Below are 19,765 nucleotides of genomic sequence, written 5' to 3' on the forward strand. Positions count from 1 at the left end.
ACGTCCGACCCAGTGACCGAGGAGCAGGCGGTCGACGCCGCCGCGGAGCGGTCGGACAGCCCGACGGCAGCTGGCGGACGACTGCCCAGACTGCTGCCCGCGATCGCGGTCGGTGCGGTCGCACTGGCTCTCCTGGCGGCGGCCGTCGTGTTCGGCGTCCGGTGGGCGGGCGAGCTGTCCCGCGATGCTCTCCACGAGGAGGTGCTCCAGGCAGGACGTCAGGCCGCGGTCAACCTCACGACCATCCACCACGAGACAGCCGAGGCGGACGTCGCTCGGCTGATGGCGAACGCCACGGGGGACTTCGGGACCCAGTTCGGCCAGAACCAGCAGTCGTTCGTCGACATCGTGACGAAGGCGAAGGTCGACACGACCGGTGAGGTGGTCGAGGCCGCGGTCGACCGGGTCGACGAGTCCTCTGCATCGGTCCTGGTCGCGGTGCGCTCCCAGGTCACCAACGCGGCGACCGCAGAACCCCAGAACCGGGACTACCGAATGGCGGTGGACCTGCAGCGCCAGCCGGACGGCCGATGGCTCGCCTCGGGCGTGGAGTTCGTCCCGTGACGGGCCCGGGCCGACCGACGCCGATCGAGAAGGAGACCTCCGTGCACCCCACCCGGATCCCCGCGGTTGACCGCGACGACGAGCCAGTTGCCGACCTGGACTCCGCTCCGGTGCAGACTCCGGCCGCTACGACGCGGCGACGTCGCCGGGGCCGTGTGCCGCGTGCGACCGGGGAGCAGGCAGGGCCCTTTCGTGTCACGCGTATCCGGAGAACGATCGCTCACGCTGCGGCTGCGGTCCGGTCCCGGGCCCGGCACCTGCTGCGGACCCGCCGGAGGCGGATCGTCGCGGCCGGGGTGCTCCTGGTCATCCTGGCGGTCGCAGCCTGTGGGATGTGGTGGGCCGATGGGCGTGCCTCCGCCGCGGCCACGGCTCGGGCGGAGGGGGTCGCTGCGGCCCAGGCTGACGTGGTCTCGCTGCTCTCCTACGACTTCCGCAGCGTCGAGCAGTCCCTGCCTGCGGCTGCCGACCGGTTGACCGGCCCGTTCCGGGACCAGTACACCCAGCTCGCCCGAGATGTCGTGATCCCGGCTGCGAAGCAGCAGCAGACCACGACGTCGACGTCGGTGAGCCGGGCGGGAGTGGTGTCGGCCGAGCCGGACCGGGTCACGGTCCTGATGTTCCTCAACCAGACGACCACCACCGTCGCGGACCCGAACCCTCGACTCTCCGGCAGCAGGGTCCGTGTCGTGCTCGAACGGTCCGACGGCGGCTGGCGGATCTCCGAGCTGACGCCGCTCTGACGAGGTCCGGGAACGATCGTTCCGGCGACTCTTGATGTTTATGAGACGGCAAGGCTAGAATATCGTTGGGCCGGGAGAGGGCCGGCGGCAGTGGAGCCGCCGCCGCGGCCGGGTGCAGGTCTGCTGAGACCGCACCGAGCGCCAGGAAGGAATGGTCAACGATGGCTGTCTTCGCCACGTCCGACGACCTCTACAAGGTCTTCACGCCGTACTTCGAGAAGCTCGCCGCCGATCCCGCGATCAGCCCCAAGTTCGTCGCTGCGAACACCGCATTCCGGGTCAACTACTCGGACCCTGCGGCCTGCTTCGCGCTCGACGCCCGGCAGGCGACCGTCGCGGTCTTCTCGGGTGACGAGGCCGCAGCGCACGACGTGGAGGTCGAGCTCGCCATGTCGGCAGACGAGGGACACCGCTTCTGGCTCGGCAAGGTGAACATGCCGCTGGCGCTGGCTCGGAAGAAGGTCGTCGTCACCGGGCCGATCGCGAAGCTGCTCGGGATCCTCCCCGCCCTGCAGCCCGCGTTCGCGATGTACCGCGACCACCTCGACGACACCGGCCACGGCGATCTGCTCTGAGCCACGACCCCCCCGCACTGGAGGAGACCACCGTGAAGATCACCGTCGACTTCCCGCTGTGTGAGTCCCACGGCGACTGTGTCGTCGCCGCACCCCAGGTCTTCGACCTGGGGGAGGAGGACGACGTCGTCCGGGTCCTGGACGAGAACCCGGGGGAGGAGCACCGGGCGGCCGTCGAGCACGCGGCCCGCATGTGCCCGCTCGCGGCGATCCGGATCGAGGACTGACGAGTGCGTGACATCGTCGTGGTCGGCGCGGGGCTGGCCGGTCACCGGGCGGCGACCGCGCTTCGCTCGGCCGGGTTCGACGGCACCCTCACCGTTGTCGGGGACGAGGTCCACCCTCCCTACGATCGGCCTCCGTTGTCCAAACAGGTGCTCGCCGGCTCGATGGAGTCCGGACGCCTGTTCTTCCCGACCGACGACCTCGATGTCCGATGGCTCCTCGGTGTGCCGGCCGTTGGTCTGGACGTCGCAGCCCGGACAGTCACACTCGGCGACGGCCGCGAGCTCCCCTACGACGGCCTGGTCGTCGCGACCGGTCGCCGTGCACGCCCCTGGGGGGCATCTACGCCCGCCGGGGTCCATGTCCTGCGTACGCTCGACGACGCTTCGACGGTCGCTCGGGCGATCTCGTCGTGTCGTCGCGCGGTGATCGTCGGGGCGGGGTTCGTCGGTTGCGAGGTGGCCGCCACCCTGCGGGGCCACGGCGTCGCGGTCACGGTCGTCGACGTGGCCGACCGGCCGATGGCCGTCCTCGGCCCCGACGCGAGCCGGCTGGCCCTGGACCTGCACCGGCGCAACGGAGTGGACTTCCGGCTCGGTACCGGTGTGTCCGGGTTCGAGGGGGCCGACCACGTCTCCGGCGTACGCCTGTCCGACGACGACCTGCTCCCGGCCGACCTGGTCCTCGTGGCCACCGGTTCACTCCCCAACTCGGAGTGGCTGGCCGGTTCCGGGCTGGCGTCGGCGGCGGACGGCGCCGTGCTGTGCGACGAACACTGCTTCGCCGTCGGGGATGACGGCGCGGTGCGGACCGACATCGTGGTCGCCGGCGACGTCGCCGCTCGTCCCCGGGCCCACGGTGCACCGGCCTGCGTGGAGCACTGGAGCAACGCCCGTGACACCGGTGACGCCGCCCGCAACCTGCTCGCTGCGCCCGACCGTCCAGCCGTCCCGGTGACATCCGTGCCGTCGGTTTGGTCCGACCAGTACGACACGAAGATCAAGACTGCGGGCGACCTCCGGGGCGCGACCGAGTTCGTCGTGATCGAGGAGGACCCGGAGCGACCGGCATTGGTCGTCGAGGCACGACGCGACGGCGAGCTGGTCGGTGCCGTCGTCTTCAACCGCAACCGCTCCATGATCGGCTACCAGCGCACGCTCGCCGCGGCTCCGGTCGCCGTCTGACGACGTCACCGTCGCAGCCGCCCCGTCACGGACGACGAGGAAGAGGAACCATGACCCGCACCCGCCCCGCCATCAGCGTTCTCGACGGCGACACCTACGCGAACGGCGACCCCACCACCTACGGGCTCCCGCTGGAGCAGTACCGCTACCTCCGCGAGGAGGAACCGGTCTACCTCCAGCGGTTCGACGACCCGTTGCTGATCGACGAGGTCCACGTCGTCACGCGCAACGAGGACATCGTCCGGGTGGACCGCGACGCGGAGACCTTCGCCGCCGACCGTGGGTTCGTCAACATCTGGAAGGTCAACCCGATCGACCCCCAGTTCGGCGGGGTCCCGGCCATGCTGAGCAAGGACGGAGCCGACCACCGCAGGCACCGCACCGTCATCAGCCGCGGATTCACCCCCAAGGTCGTGACGCGGCTGGAGGAGAAGTTCCGGGACTACGCCCGCACGATCGTCGACACGGCACTGGAGAAGGGCACCTTCGACTTCGTCACCGAGGTCGCGCACGCCATGCCGATGGAGGCGCTCGGTGACGTACTCGGCGTCCCGCCCGCCGACCGCGGACAGTTCTTCGCGTGGGTCGACAAGTTCGCGGCGCCGTTCGACACCCGGATCACGCCGTCGTTCGACATGGTCATGGAGGCGATCGGCCAGCTGATGGTCTACGCCACCGACCTCGCCGAGCAGAAGTCGAGGTGTCCGATGGACGACGTGGTCTCCAAGATCGTCACCGCCGGGCGGGACGAGACCCTGTCCGAGGAGGAGATGATGGGCAACGTCGTCCTCCTCGCCAGCGGGGCGGCGGAGAGCACCCGGTCGGCGCTGGCCCACGGGATGCACGAGCTGATGCGCAACCCCGAGCAGAACGCCTGGCTGCGTGAGCGGGCCGACGACGTGCCTGCCACTGCGATCCAGGAGATCTGCCGCATCTCTACCCCCTTCCTGCATTTCGTGCGGACCGCCACCCGCGATGTGGAGATGCACGGCACTGTCATCCGCGAGGGCGAGAGGGTCGCGATGCTGCTCGGTGCCGGGAACTTCGACCCCGAGGTCATCCCGGACCCGGACACGTTCGACCTGAGCCGCAACCCCAACATGCACGTGGCCTTCGGACGCGGCGCGCACACCTGTCTGGGAAAGCACGTCGCGGCGCTCGAGATGAAGATTCTCCTCGAGGAGCTGCTCCAGCGTACGAAGGACATCCGGCCGGCGGGTGAGATCGCCTACGTGCGCGACGTGTTCGCCCGTGGCGTCTACACCCTCCCGGTCACGGTGACCCCCGCATGAGCACGACCGAGGTCGTCGAGTCCTTCTATCGTGGCCTCGCAGCCGGTGACGGCGACGAGATCGGGGCGTTGATCGACCGGTCGTTCCACTCCGAGGTCGTGCTGTCGCTCCCGCCGTCGCTGCCCTACGGCGGCGAAATCGTCGGTGCACACCGGCTACGGCGGATGTTCGTCGGAGCCGCGACGGCTCCGGAGCCGGTCGGCCCGGCCGCCGTGCGCCTCGTTTCCCTGGTCGGCGACGGGCAGGTCGTCGTCGCCGAGCTGGCGTTCGACTGGTACCCGCCGAGCGGCGGTGCACCGGTTGCGTCGGGGGCCTGCGAGGTCTGGCTCTTCGACGTGGACGGGCGGGTCACCGCCGTCCGGGCCTATTACCGAGACACGGTCGCGCTGGTCAGTAGCAGACCGTGACCGGCGGTGGCCGGCCCGCGGCCACCGCCCCGGAACCGGCCCGCCGCCGCGGTCCATCCGGGCTCCACGCACCGGCGTGAGGTGCGCCCCGCCCCACCGGCCCGACCCCCTCACCCGCCTGCGGCGCGTCCACCGCGTTGGACCGGCCGACGGGTGGTCCCCCTTCCCACTGAGGCGTCGCCGTTCCAGGCACGCCGGACGGAGACTCCGACATGACCAGAACCGCCGTGATCGTCGATGCCGTGCGGTCCCCGATGGGCAAGGGCCGTGCGCCGCGGGACGGACGTCCCGGTGGTGCGTTGTCCTCGCTGCACCCGGCCGAACTCCTCGGACAAGTCCTCTCCGCGCTCGTGAACCGAACCGGTATCAATCCGGGTCTGGTCGAGGACGTCGTCACGGGATGCGTGAGCCAGGTGTCCGAGCAGTCCGGACCGATCGGTCGCTGGGCTTGGCTCGGGGCGGGGCTACCCGAGCACGTGCCGTCGGTGACGGTGCACCGGGCCTGCGGGTCCTCGCAGCAGGCGGTCGACTTCGCCGCTCAGGCTGTGATCGCCGGCGCGCACGACGTCGTCGTGGCGTGTGGAGTCGAGTCGATGAGCAGGGTCCCGATGTTCACCTCCCGGATGGACGCCGACCCCTTCGGACCATCGACGTCTCGGCGCTACGCGCCCGGTCTGGTCCCGCAGGGCGTGTCCGCGGAGCTGATCGCCGCCCGGTTCGGTCTCGGGCGCACCGAGCTCGATGACTACTCGGCCCGGTCGCACGAGCGTGCCGCGGCCGCCGATTTCTCGCGGGAGATCGTCCCGATCACCCTGCCCGACGGCTCGGTCGTCGATACCGACGAGACCGTCCGCCCGAGCACCACGGTCGAGGGGCTGGGCGAACTCCAGCCGTCGTTCCGTAGCGACGAGATGAGCGAGAGGTTTCCCGAGATCGGCTGGCACATCACCCCCGGAAACTCCTCGCAGCTGACCGACGGCGCGGCTGCGGTGCTCGTGATGAGTGAGAAGCGCGCAGCCGATCTGGGGCTGCGCCCCCGGGTACGAATCCATTCCTTCGGGCTCGCCTCGGACGATCCGATCACCATGCTGACCGGCCCGATTCCCGCGACGGAGAAGGTACTGAAGCGCACCGGGTTGGACATCGGCGCGTTCGACCACGTCGAGGTCAACGAGGCGTTTGCGCCGGTGCCCCTGGCTTGGACGAAGCATTTCGGCGCCGACGCCGCCCGCGTCAACCCACGCGGCGGCGCGATCGCTCTCGGCCACCCGCTCGGGGCTTCGGGAGCCCGGCTCATGACCTCGATGATCAACGGTCTCGAGGAGACCGGCGGCCGGTACGGCCTGCAGACGATGTGCGAGGCGGGCGGGATGGCCAACGCGACCGTCGTCGAGCGGCTCTGACCCGCACCCACGACACCACGGAAGAGGACACACTCATGGACGTCAACGGCATCTCCGCACTCGTGACCGGAGGAGCATCCGGTCTCGGACTCGCGACCGTACGCCGTCTTCTCGGTGCGGGCGCTGCGTCGGTCGTCATCGCCGACCTGCCGTCGTCGGACGGCGCGGTGGTCGCGAAGGAGCTCGGCGAGCGGGTCGCATTCGCCGAAGCCGATGTGCGGGACCCCGAGCAGGTCTCGGCCGCCGTCGCTGTGGCCGGGGACCGCGGTCCGCTGCGGGTCCTGGTGCACTGTGCGGGTCGGGGCGGTGCCGTGCGACTCGTCGACCGCAACGGCGACCCGGGCTCGCTGGAGACCTACTCCGACGTCGTGACGATCAACCTGATCGGGACGTTCAATGTGCTCCGGCTCGCGGCTGCCGCAATGAACCGCAATGAACCGCTTGCGGACGGCGATCGCGGGGTGTGTGTGCTGACCGCATCGGTCGCAGCCTATGAGGGGCAGATCGGGCAGATCCCCTACGCCTCCGCGAAGGCGGGCGTGGTCGGGATGACGATTGTGGCCGCGCGTGACCTCGCGGGCAAGGGGATTCGGGTCAACACGATCGCGCCCGGGACGTTCGACACCCCGCTGCTCGCACGGTTGTCCGAGGACGTGCGTGGCTCGCTCGCCGCAAGCGTGCCCCACCCCAGCCGGTTGGGCGACCCCGACGAGTACGCCCGCCTTGCCCTGTCCATCGTGGACAACGGCATGCTGAACGGTGAGACGATCCGGCTCGACGGCGCGATCCGGATGACGCCGCGATGAGCGTCCGCCTCGAGGTCGACGGCGCCGTCGCCACGGTCGTGCTCGACCGGCCGGAAGTGCGCAACGCCGTGGACCGGCCCACGGCGGAGGCGATCTCCGCCGCGTTCGACGAGATCGACGCCCGGTCCGACATCACCGTCGCAGTCCTCACCGGAGCCGGCGGGATCTTCTCCGCGGGAATGGATTTGAAGGCGTTCAATGCCACCAAGGAACGTCCGGTCTGCCCCCGGCGGGGCGGCTTCGGCATCGTCGAGCGTCCGCCGGCCACCCCGCTCATCGCCGCAGTCGAGGGCAAGGCCCTCGGCGGCGGGTTCGAGATCGCGCTGGCCTGCGACCTCGTCGTTGCCTCCGAGGACGCCTGGTTCGGCCTGCCCGAGGTCCGGCGCGGACTGGTCGCCGCCGCGGGCGGAGTACTCCGTCTTCCCCGCCGCATCCCGCGCAACGTCGCAATGGAGATGGTGCTGACCGGGACACCGATCACCGCGCAGCAGGGCCGGGACCTCGGCCTGGTGAACCGCGTGGTGCCCGCCGGGCAGGCGCTCGGGGCGGCGCGGGAACTGGCCGGCGACATCGCCGCGAACGCGCCTCTGGCGCTGCGCGCGGCGAAGACCCTGGTCGACGCATCGGCGGACTGGCCGGCAGAAGAGGCGTTCGCACGCCAGGCCCCGCACACCAACCTGGTCCGCACCTCGGCCGACGCGGCCGAGGGTGCGCGGGCCTTCGTCGAGAAGCGCCCTCCCGTGTGGAGCGGACGCTGAGTACGCCGGGAGGCGACACACCATGTCCGATCTGACCACCGAGCAGCGCGAGCTCAAGGAGCTCGCCGCCCGGCTGGGTGCCGAGCTCTACGCACCGCGCGCCCGGGAGTGGGACGCGGGCCGGACCCATCTGCCCGACGAGGAACGCCGCCGGCTCGGCGAGCTGGGCCTCCTCGCGCTGACCCTGCCCGAGGAGCACGGGGGTGGTGGCCGCCCGCTGATCGATGCGCTGATCGTGCTGGAGGAACTTGCGAAGGCCAGTCCGGTCGCGGCATGGCCGGTGTTCGAGGCATCGACCGGTCCCGCCCGGGTCATCGACCTGTTCGGTTCGGACGAGCAACGCAAGCGGATCCTGCCTGCCGTCGCGTCGGGCGCGACGACGATCGCGGTCTCGATCTCCGAACCGGACGCGGGTTCCGCGGCGACGGATGCGACGACCTCGGCCCGGGTCGAAGGCGACGAGGTCGTCCTCAACGGCACCAAGCGCTGGTGCTCGGGCGCAGGCTTCTCCGAGAAATACCTGATCTACGTCCGCTTCGGGCGCACGCCCGGAGCGAAGGGTATGGGGGCAGTCCTCGTCGACAAGGACTCACCCGGTCTGACCTTCGGACCGCAGGAGAGCCTGATGGGGTTCCGCGGGATCGGCTCCGCCGACATGTTCCTGACCGACGTCCGCGTGCCGATCGAGGACGTCATCGTGCCCGAGGGCGGGTTCGGGAAGCTCTTCACTGCGTTCTCGATCGAACGCCTCGGCAACGCGACGATGTCGCTTGCCGTCGGCCAGACCGCGCTCGACCGGACCGCCCGTTACGTCCGCGAGCGCCATCAGTTCGGCCGCGAGATCTCCGAGTTCCAGATGGTCCAGTCCGGTCTGGCCGAGATGGTCGTCCAGGTCGACGCCGCCCGTCTGCTGATCCGCCGGGCCGCCGAGGAGGCCGGGACGGGCCACCCCGACCCGTTGTCGGCCTCGGTCGCGAAGTGCTTCGCCAACGAGATGGCCAAGCGTGTGTCCGATCTCGCGATGCAGCTCCACGGGGGCTACGGCTACTCCGAGGAGTACGAGATCGAGCGGCTGCATCGGGACGCGCACGGCTGGGCCCTCGCCGGGGGGACACCCGCGATGCAACGCATCCGCATCGCGTCGGAGTACCTCGGTCGGCGCTTCGACCAGCGGCCGCCCCGGTCCGCCTGACCCACGACTCACGGTGAGACCGGTCCGGCGGTCCACCGGCGCAACGACGCACGAGAAGGATGACGAGATGTCCCAACGGATCCAGAGCGCGGTGGTGTGGTTCGCCCTCGCCACCACCGCGATCTACGGCGCGTGTCTGATCTTCCTGCTCAAGATGGTCCCGCCGCCCTCGGCGACGTGGACGGCAGAGCAGGTCGCGGCCTTCTACCAGGAGAACTCCGTCCCTATCCGGGTTGGTGCAGTGATCGCCGGCTGGACCAGTGCGTTCATCATGCCGCTCGGGATCGTGTGCGCGGTGCAGATGCGGCGGGTCGAGCGCGGGCGGATCCTGTCGATCCTGACCGCCTGCGGCGGGACGATCATGTCGATCTTTCTGGTCCTGCCCCCCGTGATGTGGGGGACGGCGGCGTTCAGCCCGGAGCGGGCCCCGGAGATCACCGCGATGCTCCACGAGCTCGCGCTGCTCACCCTGGTCACGACCGACCAGTATTTCCTGTTCATGTGGGTCCCGATCGCCATCGTCTGCTTCGTCGGCCGGCCGGTGCCGCACTCGCCGTTCCCGCGGTGGTTCGGCTACCTGACTGCTTGGATCGCGGTCATGTTCGAGGCGGGTGCGATCGCTTTCTTGCCGAAGAGCGGGGTATTCGCCTGGAACGGCCTCTTCGTGTTCTGGTCACCGCTGCTCCTGTTCGGGGTCTGGATCATCTGTGCCGCGACACTGTTGCTGCGCAACATCAAGCGCCAGCGCCTCGACGCGGAGGCCGCGGAGGACGCTGGCCGACCCTACGACGACCACGACCACGACACCGATCGGCAGGCTGACCGCGAGGTCGGCGCGGACGATGCGCGCACGGTCTCGGCGGGGTGAGCGGGTGACGGTGGCTGCCGCACACGGCGACGGGGCCGCGCCCGCCGCAGCAGGCGCGGTGCAGGGTCGATGGACTCGGGGCACGGTGCCCGGCGAGCTCGGCGGCTGGGCCGTGGTCCTGGCGGACATGTCCGTGTTCGCCGTGCTGTTCGCAGTTTTCCTCGTGCAGCGGGCGGCCGATCCTGCCGGTTTCGCGAGTGACCGCACCGAGCTCGACCTCGCCACTGGCATGGTCAACACCCTGGTTCTGCTGACCAGTTCGCTGGTGGTGGTTCACGGGGTGCACGCCTTCCGGACCGGGAGCCGGGAGCTCGCCGGGCGGCTGTTCGCCGCCGGGGCGGCGCTGGGCGGGGTCTTCCTCGTCATCAAGGCTCTCGAGTGGGTCGGGAAGTTCTCCGCCGGCATCACCCCGATGTCGGGGGAGTTCTTCCTCTACTTCTTCGTCCTCACCGGCATCCACGCGGTGCACGTCGTGCTCGGTATCGGCTTCCTGCTCGGGCTCCGTGCCTTGTCCCGGACCCGCCGGCCGCGCCAAGGGCACGTCCGTGTCGTCGAGCTCGGCGGGATTGTCTGGCACATGGTGGACCTGCTGTGGATCATCCTGTTCCCGCTGCTCTACCTGGCGTCATGACCGGCGTCGGAGGAGGACACCCGATGACCGTCCGAACACTGGTACGGAGCCGTCCGACCGTGGTCTGGGCTGCCCTGGTGGCGGCGACGCTGATCTCTTTCGGTGCCGGCGCCGATCACGGGGTCGTGGGGAGCGCCGGGGTGGTGCTGGCCCTGATCATCGGGTTCGTCAAGGTCCGTTACGTCGGGCTGGAGTTCATGGAGCTTCGCGGGGCGCCCCTTGCGCTGCGGCTCGTCTTCGAGACCTGGTGCGTCGTGGTGTGCGTAATGGTCGTCGTGCTGTACCTCGCGGGTTCCTGACCGCCGGACACCGTCACACGTCCCGGGCCCGGAGGTCGCTCTCCGTGCCCGGGACGTCTGCCGGATCAGCGACCGCGGAACGTTGCGGGGCGGCGCTCCCGGAACGCCGCGATCCCCTCGGCCAGGTCCTCAGAGGCCAGGGTCCGTTCCTCGAACGCGAGGGAAAGGTCGACGACCTCGGCCGCGCGCCGGGATGTGACGGTGTTCAGCGCCCGCTTCGTGCCCTGGACCGCGAGCGGGGCCAGACCTGCGATCTGCCCGGCGACGACACGCGCGATGCGGTGCGCGTCCTCCGCGTCCGACGCCAGATCGCTGACGGCTCCGAGGGCGAACGCGGTCTCCGCGTCGAGCGGGGAACCGGTCAGCAGGTGCCGACGGGCCCGGACCATGCCCACCGCCTGCGGCCACACCAGACAGCCACCATCGCCCGCGACCAGGCCGATGTTGACGTGAGTGTCGGCGAACGTCGCTCCGTGCGTGGCTACGACGACGTCGCAGGCCAGGGCCACCGTCGCGCCCAATCCCATCGCCGCTCCCTGCACAGCGACGACGACCGGCTGGGGGAGTTCCAGGAAGGCGTCGAGCAGACGGCGGGCGTCGCCGACGATCCGTGCCCGCACCTGCGGATCCTGGCGCGCGGCCTCCATCAGGTCGAAGTCCCCGCCTGCGGAGAACGCCGTCCCGGTGGACAGGAGCGTGACCGCCCGGATCCCCGGCGCCCGGGCGGTGTCGAGCAGTACCGCGGTCAGCTCGTGGTGGAGCTGCTCGTCGAACCGGTTCAGGAGACGCGGGCGGTCGAGGACGATCTCGCGCACCCCGTTGGCATCGTCGCTGGTGCGGAGGGCGTCTGTCATGCGGGAGCTCCTTCGGGGGGAACGGCGATCAGGTCCCGGAGCAGGTGCTTCTGCACCTTCCCGGAGGCATTGCGTGGCACCGGGGCCACGAGGAGGTCGCGCGGGATCTTGTACGGTGCGAGTCGGGACGCGCAGTGTTCGCGCAGCTCGGCGATGGCGATCCCCGAGCCGGGATGTACGGTGACCACGGCGACGACAGTCTCGCCGTACTCCGGGTGCAGACGTCCGAGCACGGCACAGTCGGCGACCGCGGGATGGGTCGCGACCACCTGCTCGACCTCGGCCGAGTAGACGTTCCGGCCACCGGTGATGATCATGTCCTTCAGGCGGTCCACCAGCACGAGTGCGCCGTCCGGATCGACCCGGAACAGGTCCCCGGTGTGCAGCCAGCCGTCTCGGAGGGTCTCCGCGGTCGCCTCGGGGGCGTTCCAGTACCGCTTCATCACCGCAGGGCCGCGGAACAGGAGCTCGCCGATCTCGCTGGGGCCGGCATCGCGCCCCTCACGGGTGCGGATCCGGTGTTCGAGGAAGGGCTGCGGTTGGTGCCCGGTCGCATCCGGCCGCTCGCGCAGCTGGGCGGTCGTGGAGAACAGGCCCGTCGGGCCGGACTCCGTCTGGCCGCAGAGCTGTCGGAGCTCGATGCCGGGTAGGCGCGTCAGGAGCTCCCGTAGCGCGGTCTCGGGCATCGCGGCCGCCCCGAACACACCGGTACGCAGGCGCGACAGGTCGCGGTGATCCAGATCCGGGTGGCGCAGCAGCTGTTGGTACATCGTGGGCACGCCGAGGAAGGACTCGATCCGTTCCTCCTCGAGCATCTGCAGGACCGCGCCCGGCTCGAAAGGCGGACCGACCACGTGGGTACCGCCGAGCAGGGTCACGGCGGAGGTGAAGACGACACCACCGGAGTGGTGGAACGGCGACAGGTGCAGGTAGCGCTCGCCGTCGCGCATTCCCAGCGAGGTGATCTGGGACAGCGCGGCCCAGATCGCCCGGTGGTGGTCCACGAGCACGCCCTTGGGACGGCCGGTCGTCCCCGAGGTGTAGGTCAGGAAGGCGTCCGTGGTTTCCTCGGCACGATCGCCCTCGATCGGTGGGGCGTCGGTCCCGACGAGGTCGACGAGTGCGACGACGCGGGCCCGTCCGCCGTCCGGGACGTCGCAGTCGGGCCCGACTGCGACGACGGTGGCGCCCGAGTCCGCCAGGACCGTCGCGATCTCAGGAGGGGCGGACCGGGCGTTCACCGGGACGACGATCGCGCCGAGCAGCAGGGCGGCGTACTCCGCGACGACGTACTCGGCCCGGTTGCCGGAGAGCACGGCGAACCGGTCTCCGGGGCCCAGCCCGAGTGCATCGAGCGCACCAGCCGTCCGACGGGCGGCGTCGGCCAGCCCGGCCCAGCTCCACCGCCGACCGTCGTGCACGAGCGCCTCGCGGTCCGGCACCCGCCGGGCGTTCTGGATCAGTGTGGAGCCGAGCGTAGGCATCGTTCCTCCCCTGGGCGGATCGGTCAGTCCTGGTAGAGGTCCTCGATCGTGTCCGCGTACTTCGTCGAGATGGGGCGGCGCTTGAGCTTCATGGTCGGGCTGAGCTCGTCCCCGCCGGGGAGCCACTCGTCGGGCAGCAGCCGGTAGCGCTTGATCTGCTCCACCCGCGCCAGCCGCTCGTTGGCGGCGTCGACGGCCCGCTCGACCGCGGTGACGATCTCGGGCCGGGTGACCAGCTCCGCTGCCGGGGCAGGTCCGCCGGCGAGCGAGCTCGCGACCTCGACGTCGAGCACGAGCAGGGCGACGTTGTAGGGCCGGGCGTCGCCGATGACCGCGGCCTGGCCGATCAGCGGACTGGCCTCCTTCAGCTTCGCCTCGATGTTCGACGGCGACATGTTCTTGCCGAAGGCGCTGATGATCAGCTCCTTCTTGCGGTCGACGATCTTCACTCGACCGTCCTCGTCGAATGCGCCGATGTCGCCGGTGTGCAGCCAGCCGTCGGAATCGAGGGTCTGTGCGGTGAGCTCGGGCTGGTTGAGGTAGCCGCTCATCAGGAACGGGCTGCGCAGGAGGATCTCGCCGTCCTCCTGCAGACGCAGTTCGAGTCCCGGCAGCGGGTAGCCGACCGTCCCGGTGCGCACATCATCGAGCCGGTTGATGGCGCCGAAGGCGGCGCACTCCGACATGCCCCACGCCTCGAGAGCGGGCAGCCCGAGTGCGAGGAAGAAGCGCACCAGACCCGGCGCCACGGGAGCGGAACCGGTGAGAGCCACCTCGACCTGGTCGAGCCCCAGTCCGGCCAGGATCGGGGTCAGGACCTCCGCCTGGGCGGTCCGGTACCTGTCGGCCAGTTCCACGGGGACCGGCGCGCCGCGTTGCTGCAACTCGACGACCTCCAGCCCGGTCGCGATCGCGGCACGGGCGGCCACGGCCGCAGGAGCGTCTCCGGCCGAGCGGGCCTCGATCGCGGCGCGCAGCTTCTCGAACAGCCGGGGCGGTGAGAAGACGTAGTGCGGCCGGACGTCGAGCAGGTACTGCGGGACGAGCGACGGGTGCGGGCAGCTGGTCAGCGTCAGGCCGTAGCGGATGCCGCGGTAGTGCGAGAACATCCGTTCCGCGACGTGCGCCATGGGGAGGAACGAGACAACGCGTCCGCCGTCGACGGTACCGGTGACCTGGTCGAGCGCGTCGAGGCTTCCGAGGACCGCGCGGTGGCTGAGCACCACACCCTTGGGATTCCCGGTGGTGCCGGACGTGTAGCTGACGGTGACGGGGTCTTCGGGGGAGACGGACCGCCACGCGGCGCCGAAGTCGAAGTCACCGGGGGTCGAGGCGATCGCCTCGGCGATGGTGCCGTCGCCACCGGAGTCCCCGAGCGAGATCAGTCGCAGCGGGCGGTCGCCGACCTCACGGGTCCGTTCCAACACGGGCAGGAAGTCCGGTTCCGCGAGGACGACCGTGACCCCGGCGTTCTGCAGGATCCAGGCGATGTCGTGCGGGGGGAGCGTGGCGTAGATGGAGATCGGCACCGCCCCGATGTGGACTGCGGCGGTGTCGGCGAAGTGAAAGGCCGGGCCGTTGACGGTCATGACGGCGACGGTGTCCCCCCGCCCGAGACCGAGGGCGGCCAGGCCACCCGCGTACTCCCGGACCTTCTGCGCGTACTCCGACCAGGTGTACTCCTCCTCTCCGCCGAGAGTCCGCAGCGCAGTGCGGTCGCCGACCCGTGCGACGGTGGCGTGGAAGGCCTCCGGAACGGTGGTCGCGGGGGCGGCGGCGACCGCATCGCGGGTCCGGTCGGTTCCGGGAGCGGTCGTCTCGGGGGCACTGGTCACTGTGGACTCCCTCAGGGCGTCGTGGGAATGGGTCTGGGCCCGGTGAGCCGGGTGAGAGCGACGGCGCGGACGGCCGCGGGGAGGATCAGCGCAGCCCGTAGGTGGACGAGATGATCTCGCGCTGGATCTCGTTGGTGCCCGCGTAGATCGTGGCGGGGATACTGGCGCGGAGGTGCTCCTCCATGCCGTACTCGGTGGCGTAGCCGTAGCCGCCCATGAGCTGCACGCCCTCGAGTGCGACCTGCTTGGCCGTCTCGGTGACCTTCACCTTCGCCATCGAGGTGCGGCGGACGAGCTCCTCGGGTCGATCGGTCCCGGCCTCGACGCGCTCCACGGTGTCGTAGGTGAGCGCGCGGGCCGCTTCGATCTCGATGGCGAGGTCGGCGATGCGGTGCCGGACCACCTGGAAGGTGCCGATCGGCCGGCCGAACTGCTCGCGCTCGCGCAGGTAGCCGAGGAGGTCGTCGAAGGTGCGCTGGGCCATGCCGATGCCCTGGGCGGCGGCGACGAGCCGCTCGCCGTTGAGCCCGGCCATGATCTGCTTCCAGGCGGCGCCGACCGTCCCGACGACCGCGGACTCCGGTACTTCGACGTCGGTCAGGTACAGATCGTTGACCTCGCGACCGCCCATCGTCTCGATCGGGCTGATCTGCAGGCCGAGGCTGTCGGTGGGGACCTCGAACATGGTGAGGCCGTCGTGGCGCCTCTCGGCGCGGTCGGTCCGGGCGACCAGCAGGATCGAGCCCGCGTACTGGGCGTCCGAGCACCAGGTCTTCTGCCCGGTGATCCGGTAGCCGCCCGCGGTGCGGTCCGCGCGGCAGGTGACGGCGGCAGCGTCGGAACCGGCCTGCGGTTCGGAGATGCTGATCGACATGACGGTGCCGCCGGCGATGGCGGCGAGCGCCGACTTCTTCTGCTGCTCGTCGCCGTAGTGTTTGTAGATCCCGGCCACGGTGTGCGAAGGACCTGCGCCGTGCAGCGGGGCGAGTCCGTGGAACAGATGCTCGAAGAGCAGGCACTGGTCCATCAGCCCGCCCCCGGACCCTCCGTACTCCTCCGGGATGCCGACGCCGAGCAGGCCCGCCGCGGCGAACCGGGCGTAGAGCTCCGGGCTGTGGGACTCACGTCCGCCGCCGGTGAGGGCGGACCGCTGTTCGCGGGTGCCCGCTTCCCTGCGGCAGAAGTCCGTCACCGCGGCGGTGAACGCCCGCTGCTCGTCGGTGAATCGTCCTGCGCTCACGGCGCATGCTCCTCACATCATCGTGGGGGTCGCGTGCCGCGCCCTGGGCGCGGCGTCGTCCGCGGGACACGGTTGGTGGGCCCGGACCCTCTTATTGAGTCGGATCGTCTCAATAGTAGGAACGGGCGGGATGCGTGTCAACGGTCGTGAGAACGATCGTTCCGAGGTTGTTGAGGCGCAGCGTGCGCCGGCCCTGCGGGTCAGGTGGGGCCGGGTCCGCTCACCAGGCGGATGACCGAGTCGGCGATGTCGTCCGGGGTGCGGCCGTCATCGGTGCGGTACCAGCGGGAGATCCAGATGCACATGCCGAGCAGGAGACGCGTGACGACCTGCGGGTCGTCGCGACCCAGCACGCCGGCGTCCATGGCGGCGGACACGGCTCCGACCCAGATCTCTTCGTACCGACGACTGAAATCCTGCCACCGCTGGTAGACGTCGGGTGGGAGGCCTGCACCGCCGTAGAAGACGGTCATGTACCTGCGCATGCGCACGGCGGCGTCCACGTGTACGCGGATCAGGGCGTGGAGATTCTCGCGCGGTCCCGTCCCGGTCGAGGTCACGGCGGATGCCTGCTCGAACAGGTCGCGGGTGCTGCGCTCGAAGAGGATGCCGAGCAGGTCGTCCTTGGTCGGGACGGTGCGGTAGAGCGTCGCCCGCGAGACCGACAGCTTCTCCGCGGTGCCGCCGATCGACACGTTGTCGAACCCGCCCTCGGCGTACAGCTCGGCGACCGCGTCGGCGACGGCGGCCGGATCGATGTCGCGACGCGGCCGGCCTCGGGGGCGACCCGAGATCGTCCGCCCCGTCCCGGAACCCTTCGGCACGCGCACCCCCGGATGATCTGTGAATTAGAGACGGTGTGAATCATAACCGTCCCGCGGGTGGTGCATCCCGCTTGACGCACGCCCGGACGCGGAGAATAGTTGTAAGACGATGAGTCTCGAAAATAGTGTGAACCACACCGTGCCGTGGGTCCCGGTCCCCCACGGAGGCACCTCTGAGGACTGGGTCCGGTGGGCGGAGTCGACCGGAGTCTCTCCGCAGCTCGGCTTCGAGTGCCTGGACATCGGGCCCGGTCGCGCCCGACTGCGCCTGACCCGCTCGGACTGGCCGCTCAACCCCAACGGAGCCGTGCACGGCGGGCTGGTCACCGGCTGGGCCGACCAGTGCTTCGGAATCGTGGCGATGACCGCGGTCCAGGAGGGGCAGCTGCCCGCGACGGCGACGCTGACCGGGGAGTTCCTGCGTGCGGCCCATCCGCCACTGGTGTTCGACTGCTCGGTGGACCGGGTCGGCCGCACGCTGGTGTTCGTCTCGGTCGAGGTGACGGGGAGGGACGGCCGGACGGTGGCGCGGTTCCGCGGGACGATGGCGGTCGACGGGTCGTCCCGGCACCTGCCCGGGCCGCTGCCCACGGATGGCGCGTCATGACGGTCGTCGAGGTCGAGCCGGGCGTGCGGGTGTACGTCTCGACCCACGGCGAGGACCGCGACGCGGACCCGTTGCTGCTGGTGCCCGGTTTCGGGCTGACCCACGAGGTCTGGGACCGGCAGGTACGCCTGGCAGGAGCCTCCCGCCGGGTGCTCGCGGTCGACCAGCGTGGGCACGGACGCTCCGATGCGCCGGCCGGCGGCTACGACCTGGACCGGCTGTCGCTCGACCTGGAGGTCGTGCTCGACTCCTGCGGGGTCGAGCAGGCCGACGTCCTCGGCTGGTCCTTCGGTGGCCAGGTGGCCTTCCGGTTCGCCGCCACCCGGCCCGACCGCGTCGGACGGCTGGTCCTGGTCGGTTCGAACGCCGTCCGCGCGTCCCGGTCGGCGGAGTTCCCGTTCGGGCGCGACCCCGATCGGGCCGAGCGCGCGATGGCCGAGGTCGAGCAACGGGACCGGATCGCTGCTCGCCGGATGTTCATCGCAGCGTCCTTCGCCCGCGAACCGCGCCAGGACGTCCTGGACCATCTGGTCGGTCTGTCGCTGCGGATGCCGTCGTGGGCGGCGCTGGCCTGCGCCCGCACGATGTTCCACAGCGACCTCGTCGAGGACGTCCCCCGGGTCACGGTGCCGGTCCTGCAGGTGATGGGCAGCGCGGACCCTGTCCACAGGACCGACGGGGCGCTCTGGCTGCGCGACCGTCTCGCCGACTCCCGCCTGGTGGAGCTGCCCGGGTGCGGTCATTACCCGATGTTCGAGGCCGCTGATGCGTTCGACGCGGCGTTGGGCGACTTCCTCGAGTGGTGACGGGGCTCGCTTCGCGGGCCGCCCGGTCCGTCCGGGCGGCCCGCGGTGTCACAGTCCGGCGGCCTTAGCCACGATCACCTTCATGATCTCGCTCGATCCGCCGTAGACCCGGCTGACCCTGCCGTCGAGGTAGGCGCGCCCCAGGGGCGAGCCCCAGCGGTAGCCGTCGGTGCCGGCGAGCTGGAGGCAACGGTCGGCGACCCGGCCCTGCAGCTCTGTGCAGTAGAGCTTGGCCACCGCGGCGTCGGCACCGTCGAGGTCGCCTGCCACGAGCGCCGCGAGCGAGGCGTCGATCAGGGCCCGGCCCGCACGCACGTCGGTGGTGCAGGCGGCCACCTCGAACTTCGTGTTCTGTTCGGTGCGGTGTCCGGAGAGCAATGCGACCGTGGCGTCGAGGACGGCCTCGGCTGCCGCCTGCGAGTTGATCGCGATGGACAGTCGTTCCTGGGCGAGGTTCGCGGTCAGGTACCGGAATCCGGCGTTCTCCTCACCGAGGAGGTTCTCCACCGGGACCCGCATGTCCGTGAACGACAGCTCGGCGAGGTCCTGCGCCCGAAGGCCGAGCTTGTCGAGCTTGCGTCCGCGGCCGAACCCGGCGGTGTCGGTCTCGACGACCAGGAGGCTGATCCCGTCCCGACCCGCCTCCGGCGCGGTCTTGACCGCGAGCACGACCAGGTCGGCGGCCGCCCCGTTGGAGATGAAGGTCTTCGCGCCGTCTACGACGTAGTGGTCGCCGTCGCGAACCGCACGGGTGGCCATGGCCTTCATGTCCGAACCCGCTGCGGGTTCGGACATGCCGAGCGCTACGACGGCCCGCCCCGACACGAGGCGGGGCAGCCAGCGCGCCTTCTGCTCCTCCGACGCGTACTCCAAGAAATACGGCATGCAGATGTCCGTGTGCACCCTCAGCCCGCCCAGCGCGAGGAACAGGCGCTGGGCCTCCTCGGTCACCACTGCGCTGTGCCTGAAGTCGGATCCGGGTAGCCCGCCGTACTCCTCCGGAACTCCGATTCCGAGTATGCCCAGCTCGCCGGCCCGCAGCCAGAACTCGCGCGACGGCCTGCCCGTCCCCTCCCAGCCCGGGTAGGCGGGGACGACCTCCTCGGTCAGGAACTCACGCACGATCCGGCGGAACTTCTCGTGGTCCTCGTCGAACACGGTCCGGGGG

General features: G+C 70.6%; 22 protein-coding genes. 16 read left to right on the forward strand and 6 right to left on the reverse strand.

Annotated elements, in window-relative coordinates:
- Positions 1 to 12 precede the first annotated feature (12 nt).
- The 14 genes from WJX68_RS10880 (at position 13) to WJX68_RS10945 (ending at position 10,947) form a co-directional block, all read left to right on the forward strand.
- Positions 13 to 564 (forward strand): hypothetical protein, encoded by a 552-nt coding sequence (locus WJX68_RS10880; protein WP_340289041.1) that lies wholly within the window; start codon positions 13 to 15, stop codon positions 562 to 564.
- A gap of 296 nt (positions 565 to 860) precedes the next feature.
- Positions 861 to 1,307, forward strand: a complete 447-nt coding sequence (locus WJX68_RS10885; protein WP_340289044.1) for a hypothetical protein — start codon at positions 861 to 863, stop codon at positions 1,305 to 1,307.
- A 161-nt stretch (positions 1,308 to 1,468) separates the two neighbouring features.
- Complete coding sequence (locus WJX68_RS10890) at positions 1,469 to 1,882, forward strand: hypothetical protein (protein WP_340289047.1); 414 nt, start codon at positions 1,469 to 1,471, stop codon at positions 1,880 to 1,882.
- 32 nt (positions 1,883 to 1,914) lie between these two features.
- Positions 1,915 to 2,109, forward strand: coding sequence for a ferredoxin (locus tag WJX68_RS10895; RefSeq protein WP_340289050.1), 195 nt, complete (start codon positions 1,915 to 1,917; stop codon positions 2,107 to 2,109).
- A gap of 18 nt (positions 2,110 to 2,127) precedes the next feature.
- The gene (locus tag WJX68_RS10900) at positions 2,128 to 3,291 is read left to right on the forward strand and encodes an NAD(P)/FAD-dependent oxidoreductase (protein ID WP_340289052.1); all 1,164 of its coding nucleotides are present in this window, start codon (positions 2,128 to 2,130) and stop codon (positions 3,289 to 3,291) included.
- Between the two features lie 50 nt (positions 3,292 to 3,341).
- The gene (locus tag WJX68_RS10905; RefSeq protein WP_340289055.1) at positions 3,342 to 4,583 is read left to right on the forward strand and encodes a cytochrome P450; all 1,242 of its coding nucleotides are present in this window, start codon (positions 3,342 to 3,344) and stop codon (positions 4,581 to 4,583) included.
- On the forward strand, positions 4,580 to 4,990 hold the full coding sequence (locus WJX68_RS10910; RefSeq protein WP_340289058.1) for a nuclear transport factor 2 family protein: 411 nt from the start codon (positions 4,580 to 4,582) through the stop codon (positions 4,988 to 4,990). The genes WJX68_RS10905 and WJX68_RS10910 overlap by 4 nt, the downstream gene beginning before the upstream one ends.
- A 212-nt stretch (positions 4,991 to 5,202) precedes the next feature.
- The gene (locus tag WJX68_RS10915; protein WP_340289061.1) at positions 5,203 to 6,393 is read left to right on the forward strand and encodes a thiolase family protein; all 1,191 of its coding nucleotides are present in this window, start codon (positions 5,203 to 5,205) and stop codon (positions 6,391 to 6,393) included.
- Positions 6,394 to 6,428: 35 nt separating this feature from the next.
- Positions 6,429 to 7,199: an SDR family NAD(P)-dependent oxidoreductase gene (locus WJX68_RS10920; protein WP_340289064.1), complete on the forward strand. Its 771-nt coding sequence runs from the start codon at positions 6,429 to 6,431 to the stop codon at positions 7,197 to 7,199.
- A complete protein-coding gene (locus tag WJX68_RS10925) occupies positions 7,196 to 7,957 on the forward strand; it encodes a crotonase/enoyl-CoA hydratase family protein (RefSeq protein ID WP_340289067.1) in 762 nt (253 codons plus the stop codon). The genes WJX68_RS10920 and WJX68_RS10925 overlap by 4 nt, the downstream gene beginning before the upstream one ends.
- 22 nt (positions 7,958 to 7,979) lie before the next feature.
- Positions 7,980 to 9,149 (forward strand): acyl-CoA dehydrogenase family protein, encoded by a 1,170-nt coding sequence (locus tag WJX68_RS10930; RefSeq protein WP_340289070.1) that lies wholly within the window; start codon positions 7,980 to 7,982, stop codon positions 9,147 to 9,149.
- A gap of 67 nt (positions 9,150 to 9,216) precedes the next feature.
- Positions 9,217 to 10,017, forward strand: a complete 801-nt coding sequence (locus WJX68_RS10935; protein WP_340289073.1) for a hypothetical protein — start codon at positions 9,217 to 9,219, stop codon at positions 10,015 to 10,017.
- Between the two features lie 85 nt (positions 10,018 to 10,102).
- Positions 10,103 to 10,648, forward strand: a complete 546-nt coding sequence (locus WJX68_RS10940) for a cytochrome c oxidase subunit 3 (protein ID WP_340289076.1) — start codon at positions 10,103 to 10,105, stop codon at positions 10,646 to 10,648.
- Positions 10,649 to 10,707: 59 nt separating this feature from the next.
- Positions 10,708 to 10,947, forward strand: coding sequence for a cytochrome C oxidase subunit IV family protein (locus WJX68_RS10945; protein WP_340289079.1), 240 nt, complete (start codon positions 10,708 to 10,710; stop codon positions 10,945 to 10,947).
- A 65-nt stretch (positions 10,948 to 11,012) separates the two neighbouring features.
- On the opposite strand, the gene WJX68_RS10950 is transcribed toward WJX68_RS10945, so the two are convergent.
- The 5 genes from WJX68_RS10950 to WJX68_RS10970 all read right to left on the reverse strand — a co-directional run bounded on the left by WJX68_RS10950 (position 11,013) and on the right by WJX68_RS10970 (position 17,190).
- Positions 11,013 to 11,801, reverse strand: coding sequence for an enoyl-CoA hydratase/isomerase family protein (locus WJX68_RS10950; RefSeq protein WP_340289081.1), 789 nt, complete (start codon positions 11,799 to 11,801; stop codon positions 11,013 to 11,015).
- Complete coding sequence (locus WJX68_RS10955) at positions 11,798 to 13,285, reverse strand: class I adenylate-forming enzyme family protein (RefSeq protein WP_340289083.1); 1,488 nt, start codon at positions 13,283 to 13,285, stop codon at positions 11,798 to 11,800. The genes WJX68_RS10950 and WJX68_RS10955 overlap by 4 nt, the downstream gene beginning before the upstream one ends.
- 23 nt (positions 13,286 to 13,308) lie before the next feature.
- Complete coding sequence (locus tag WJX68_RS10960; protein WP_340289086.1) at positions 13,309 to 15,120, reverse strand: AMP-dependent synthetase/ligase; 1,812 nt, start codon at positions 15,118 to 15,120, stop codon at positions 13,309 to 13,311.
- Positions 15,121 to 15,205: 85 nt separating this feature from the next.
- The gene (locus tag WJX68_RS10965) at positions 15,206 to 16,360 is read right to left on the reverse strand and encodes an acyl-CoA dehydrogenase family protein (protein WP_340289089.1); all 1,155 of its coding nucleotides are present in this window, start codon (positions 16,358 to 16,360) and stop codon (positions 15,206 to 15,208) included.
- Positions 16,361 to 16,560: 200 nt separating this feature from the next.
- Entirely contained in the window at positions 16,561 to 17,190 is a 630-nt protein-coding gene (locus WJX68_RS10970; protein ID WP_340289092.1) for a TetR/AcrR family transcriptional regulator, read from the reverse strand.
- 121 nt (positions 17,191 to 17,311) lie between these two features.
- Here WJX68_RS10970 and WJX68_RS10975 point away from each other — a divergent pair, with 121 nt between their 5' ends.
- Together WJX68_RS10975 and WJX68_RS10980 are read left to right on the forward strand one after the other, a co-directional pair.
- Positions 17,312 to 17,791: a PaaI family thioesterase gene (locus WJX68_RS10975; RefSeq protein WP_340289095.1), complete on the forward strand. Its 480-nt coding sequence runs from the start codon at positions 17,312 to 17,314 to the stop codon at positions 17,789 to 17,791.
- A complete protein-coding gene (locus WJX68_RS10980; protein WP_340289098.1) occupies positions 17,788 to 18,597 on the forward strand; it encodes an alpha/beta fold hydrolase in 810 nt (269 codons plus the stop codon). The genes WJX68_RS10975 and WJX68_RS10980 overlap by 4 nt, the downstream gene beginning before the upstream one ends.
- Before the next feature lie 48 nt (positions 18,598 to 18,645).
- Here the strand turns inward: WJX68_RS10980 and WJX68_RS10985 are convergent, their stop codons facing one another.
- Entirely contained in the window at positions 18,646 to 19,755 is a 1,110-nt protein-coding gene (locus WJX68_RS10985; protein WP_340289101.1) for an acyl-CoA dehydrogenase family protein, read from the reverse strand.
- Positions 19,756 to 19,765: the final 10 nt, after the last annotated feature.

Source organism: Pseudonocardia spirodelae, assembly GCF_037727765.1.
Taxonomy (GTDB): Bacteria; Actinomycetota; Actinomycetes; order Mycobacteriales; family Pseudonocardiaceae; genus Pseudonocardia; species Pseudonocardia spirodelae.

What these genes read in the sequence shown, in the direction of transcription:
- WJX68_RS10890 (WP_340289047.1), top strand. Translation starts at nt 1,469, where the DNA reads ATGGCTGTCTTCGCCACGTCCGACGACCTCTACAAGGTCTTCACGCCG.
- WJX68_RS10905 (WP_340289055.1), top strand. Translation starts at nt 3,342, where the DNA reads ATGACCCGCACCCGCCCCGCCATCAGCGTTCTCGACGGCGACACCTAC.
- WJX68_RS10910 (WP_340289058.1), top strand. Translation starts at nt 4,580, where the DNA reads ATGAGCACGACCGAGGTCGTCGAGTCCTTCTATCGTGGCCTCGCAGCC.
- WJX68_RS10915 (WP_340289061.1), top strand. Translation starts at nt 5,203, where the DNA reads ATGACCAGAACCGCCGTGATCGTCGATGCCGTGCGGTCCCCGATGGGC.
- WJX68_RS10920 (WP_340289064.1), top strand. Translation starts at nt 6,429, where the DNA reads ATGGACGTCAACGGCATCTCCGCACTCGTGACCGGAGGAGCATCCGGT.
- WJX68_RS10925 (WP_340289067.1), top strand. Translation starts at nt 7,196, where the DNA reads ATGAGCGTCCGCCTCGAGGTCGACGGCGCCGTCGCCACGGTCGTGCTC.
- WJX68_RS10930 (WP_340289070.1), top strand. Translation starts at nt 7,980, where the DNA reads ATGTCCGATCTGACCACCGAGCAGCGCGAGCTCAAGGAGCTCGCCGCC.
- WJX68_RS10935 (WP_340289073.1), top strand. Translation starts at nt 9,217, where the DNA reads ATGTCCCAACGGATCCAGAGCGCGGTGGTGTGGTTCGCCCTCGCCACC.
- WJX68_RS10950 (WP_340289081.1), bottom strand. Translation starts at nt 11,801, where the DNA reads ATGACAGACGCCCTCCGCACCAGCGACGATGCCAACGGGGTGCGCGAG.
- WJX68_RS10955 (WP_340289083.1), bottom strand. Translation starts at nt 13,285, where the DNA reads ATGCCTACGCTCGGCTCCACACTGATCCAGAACGCCCGGCGGGTGCCG.
- WJX68_RS10980 (WP_340289098.1), top strand. Translation starts at nt 17,788, where the DNA reads ATGACGGTCGTCGAGGTCGAGCCGGGCGTGCGGGTGTACGTCTCGACC.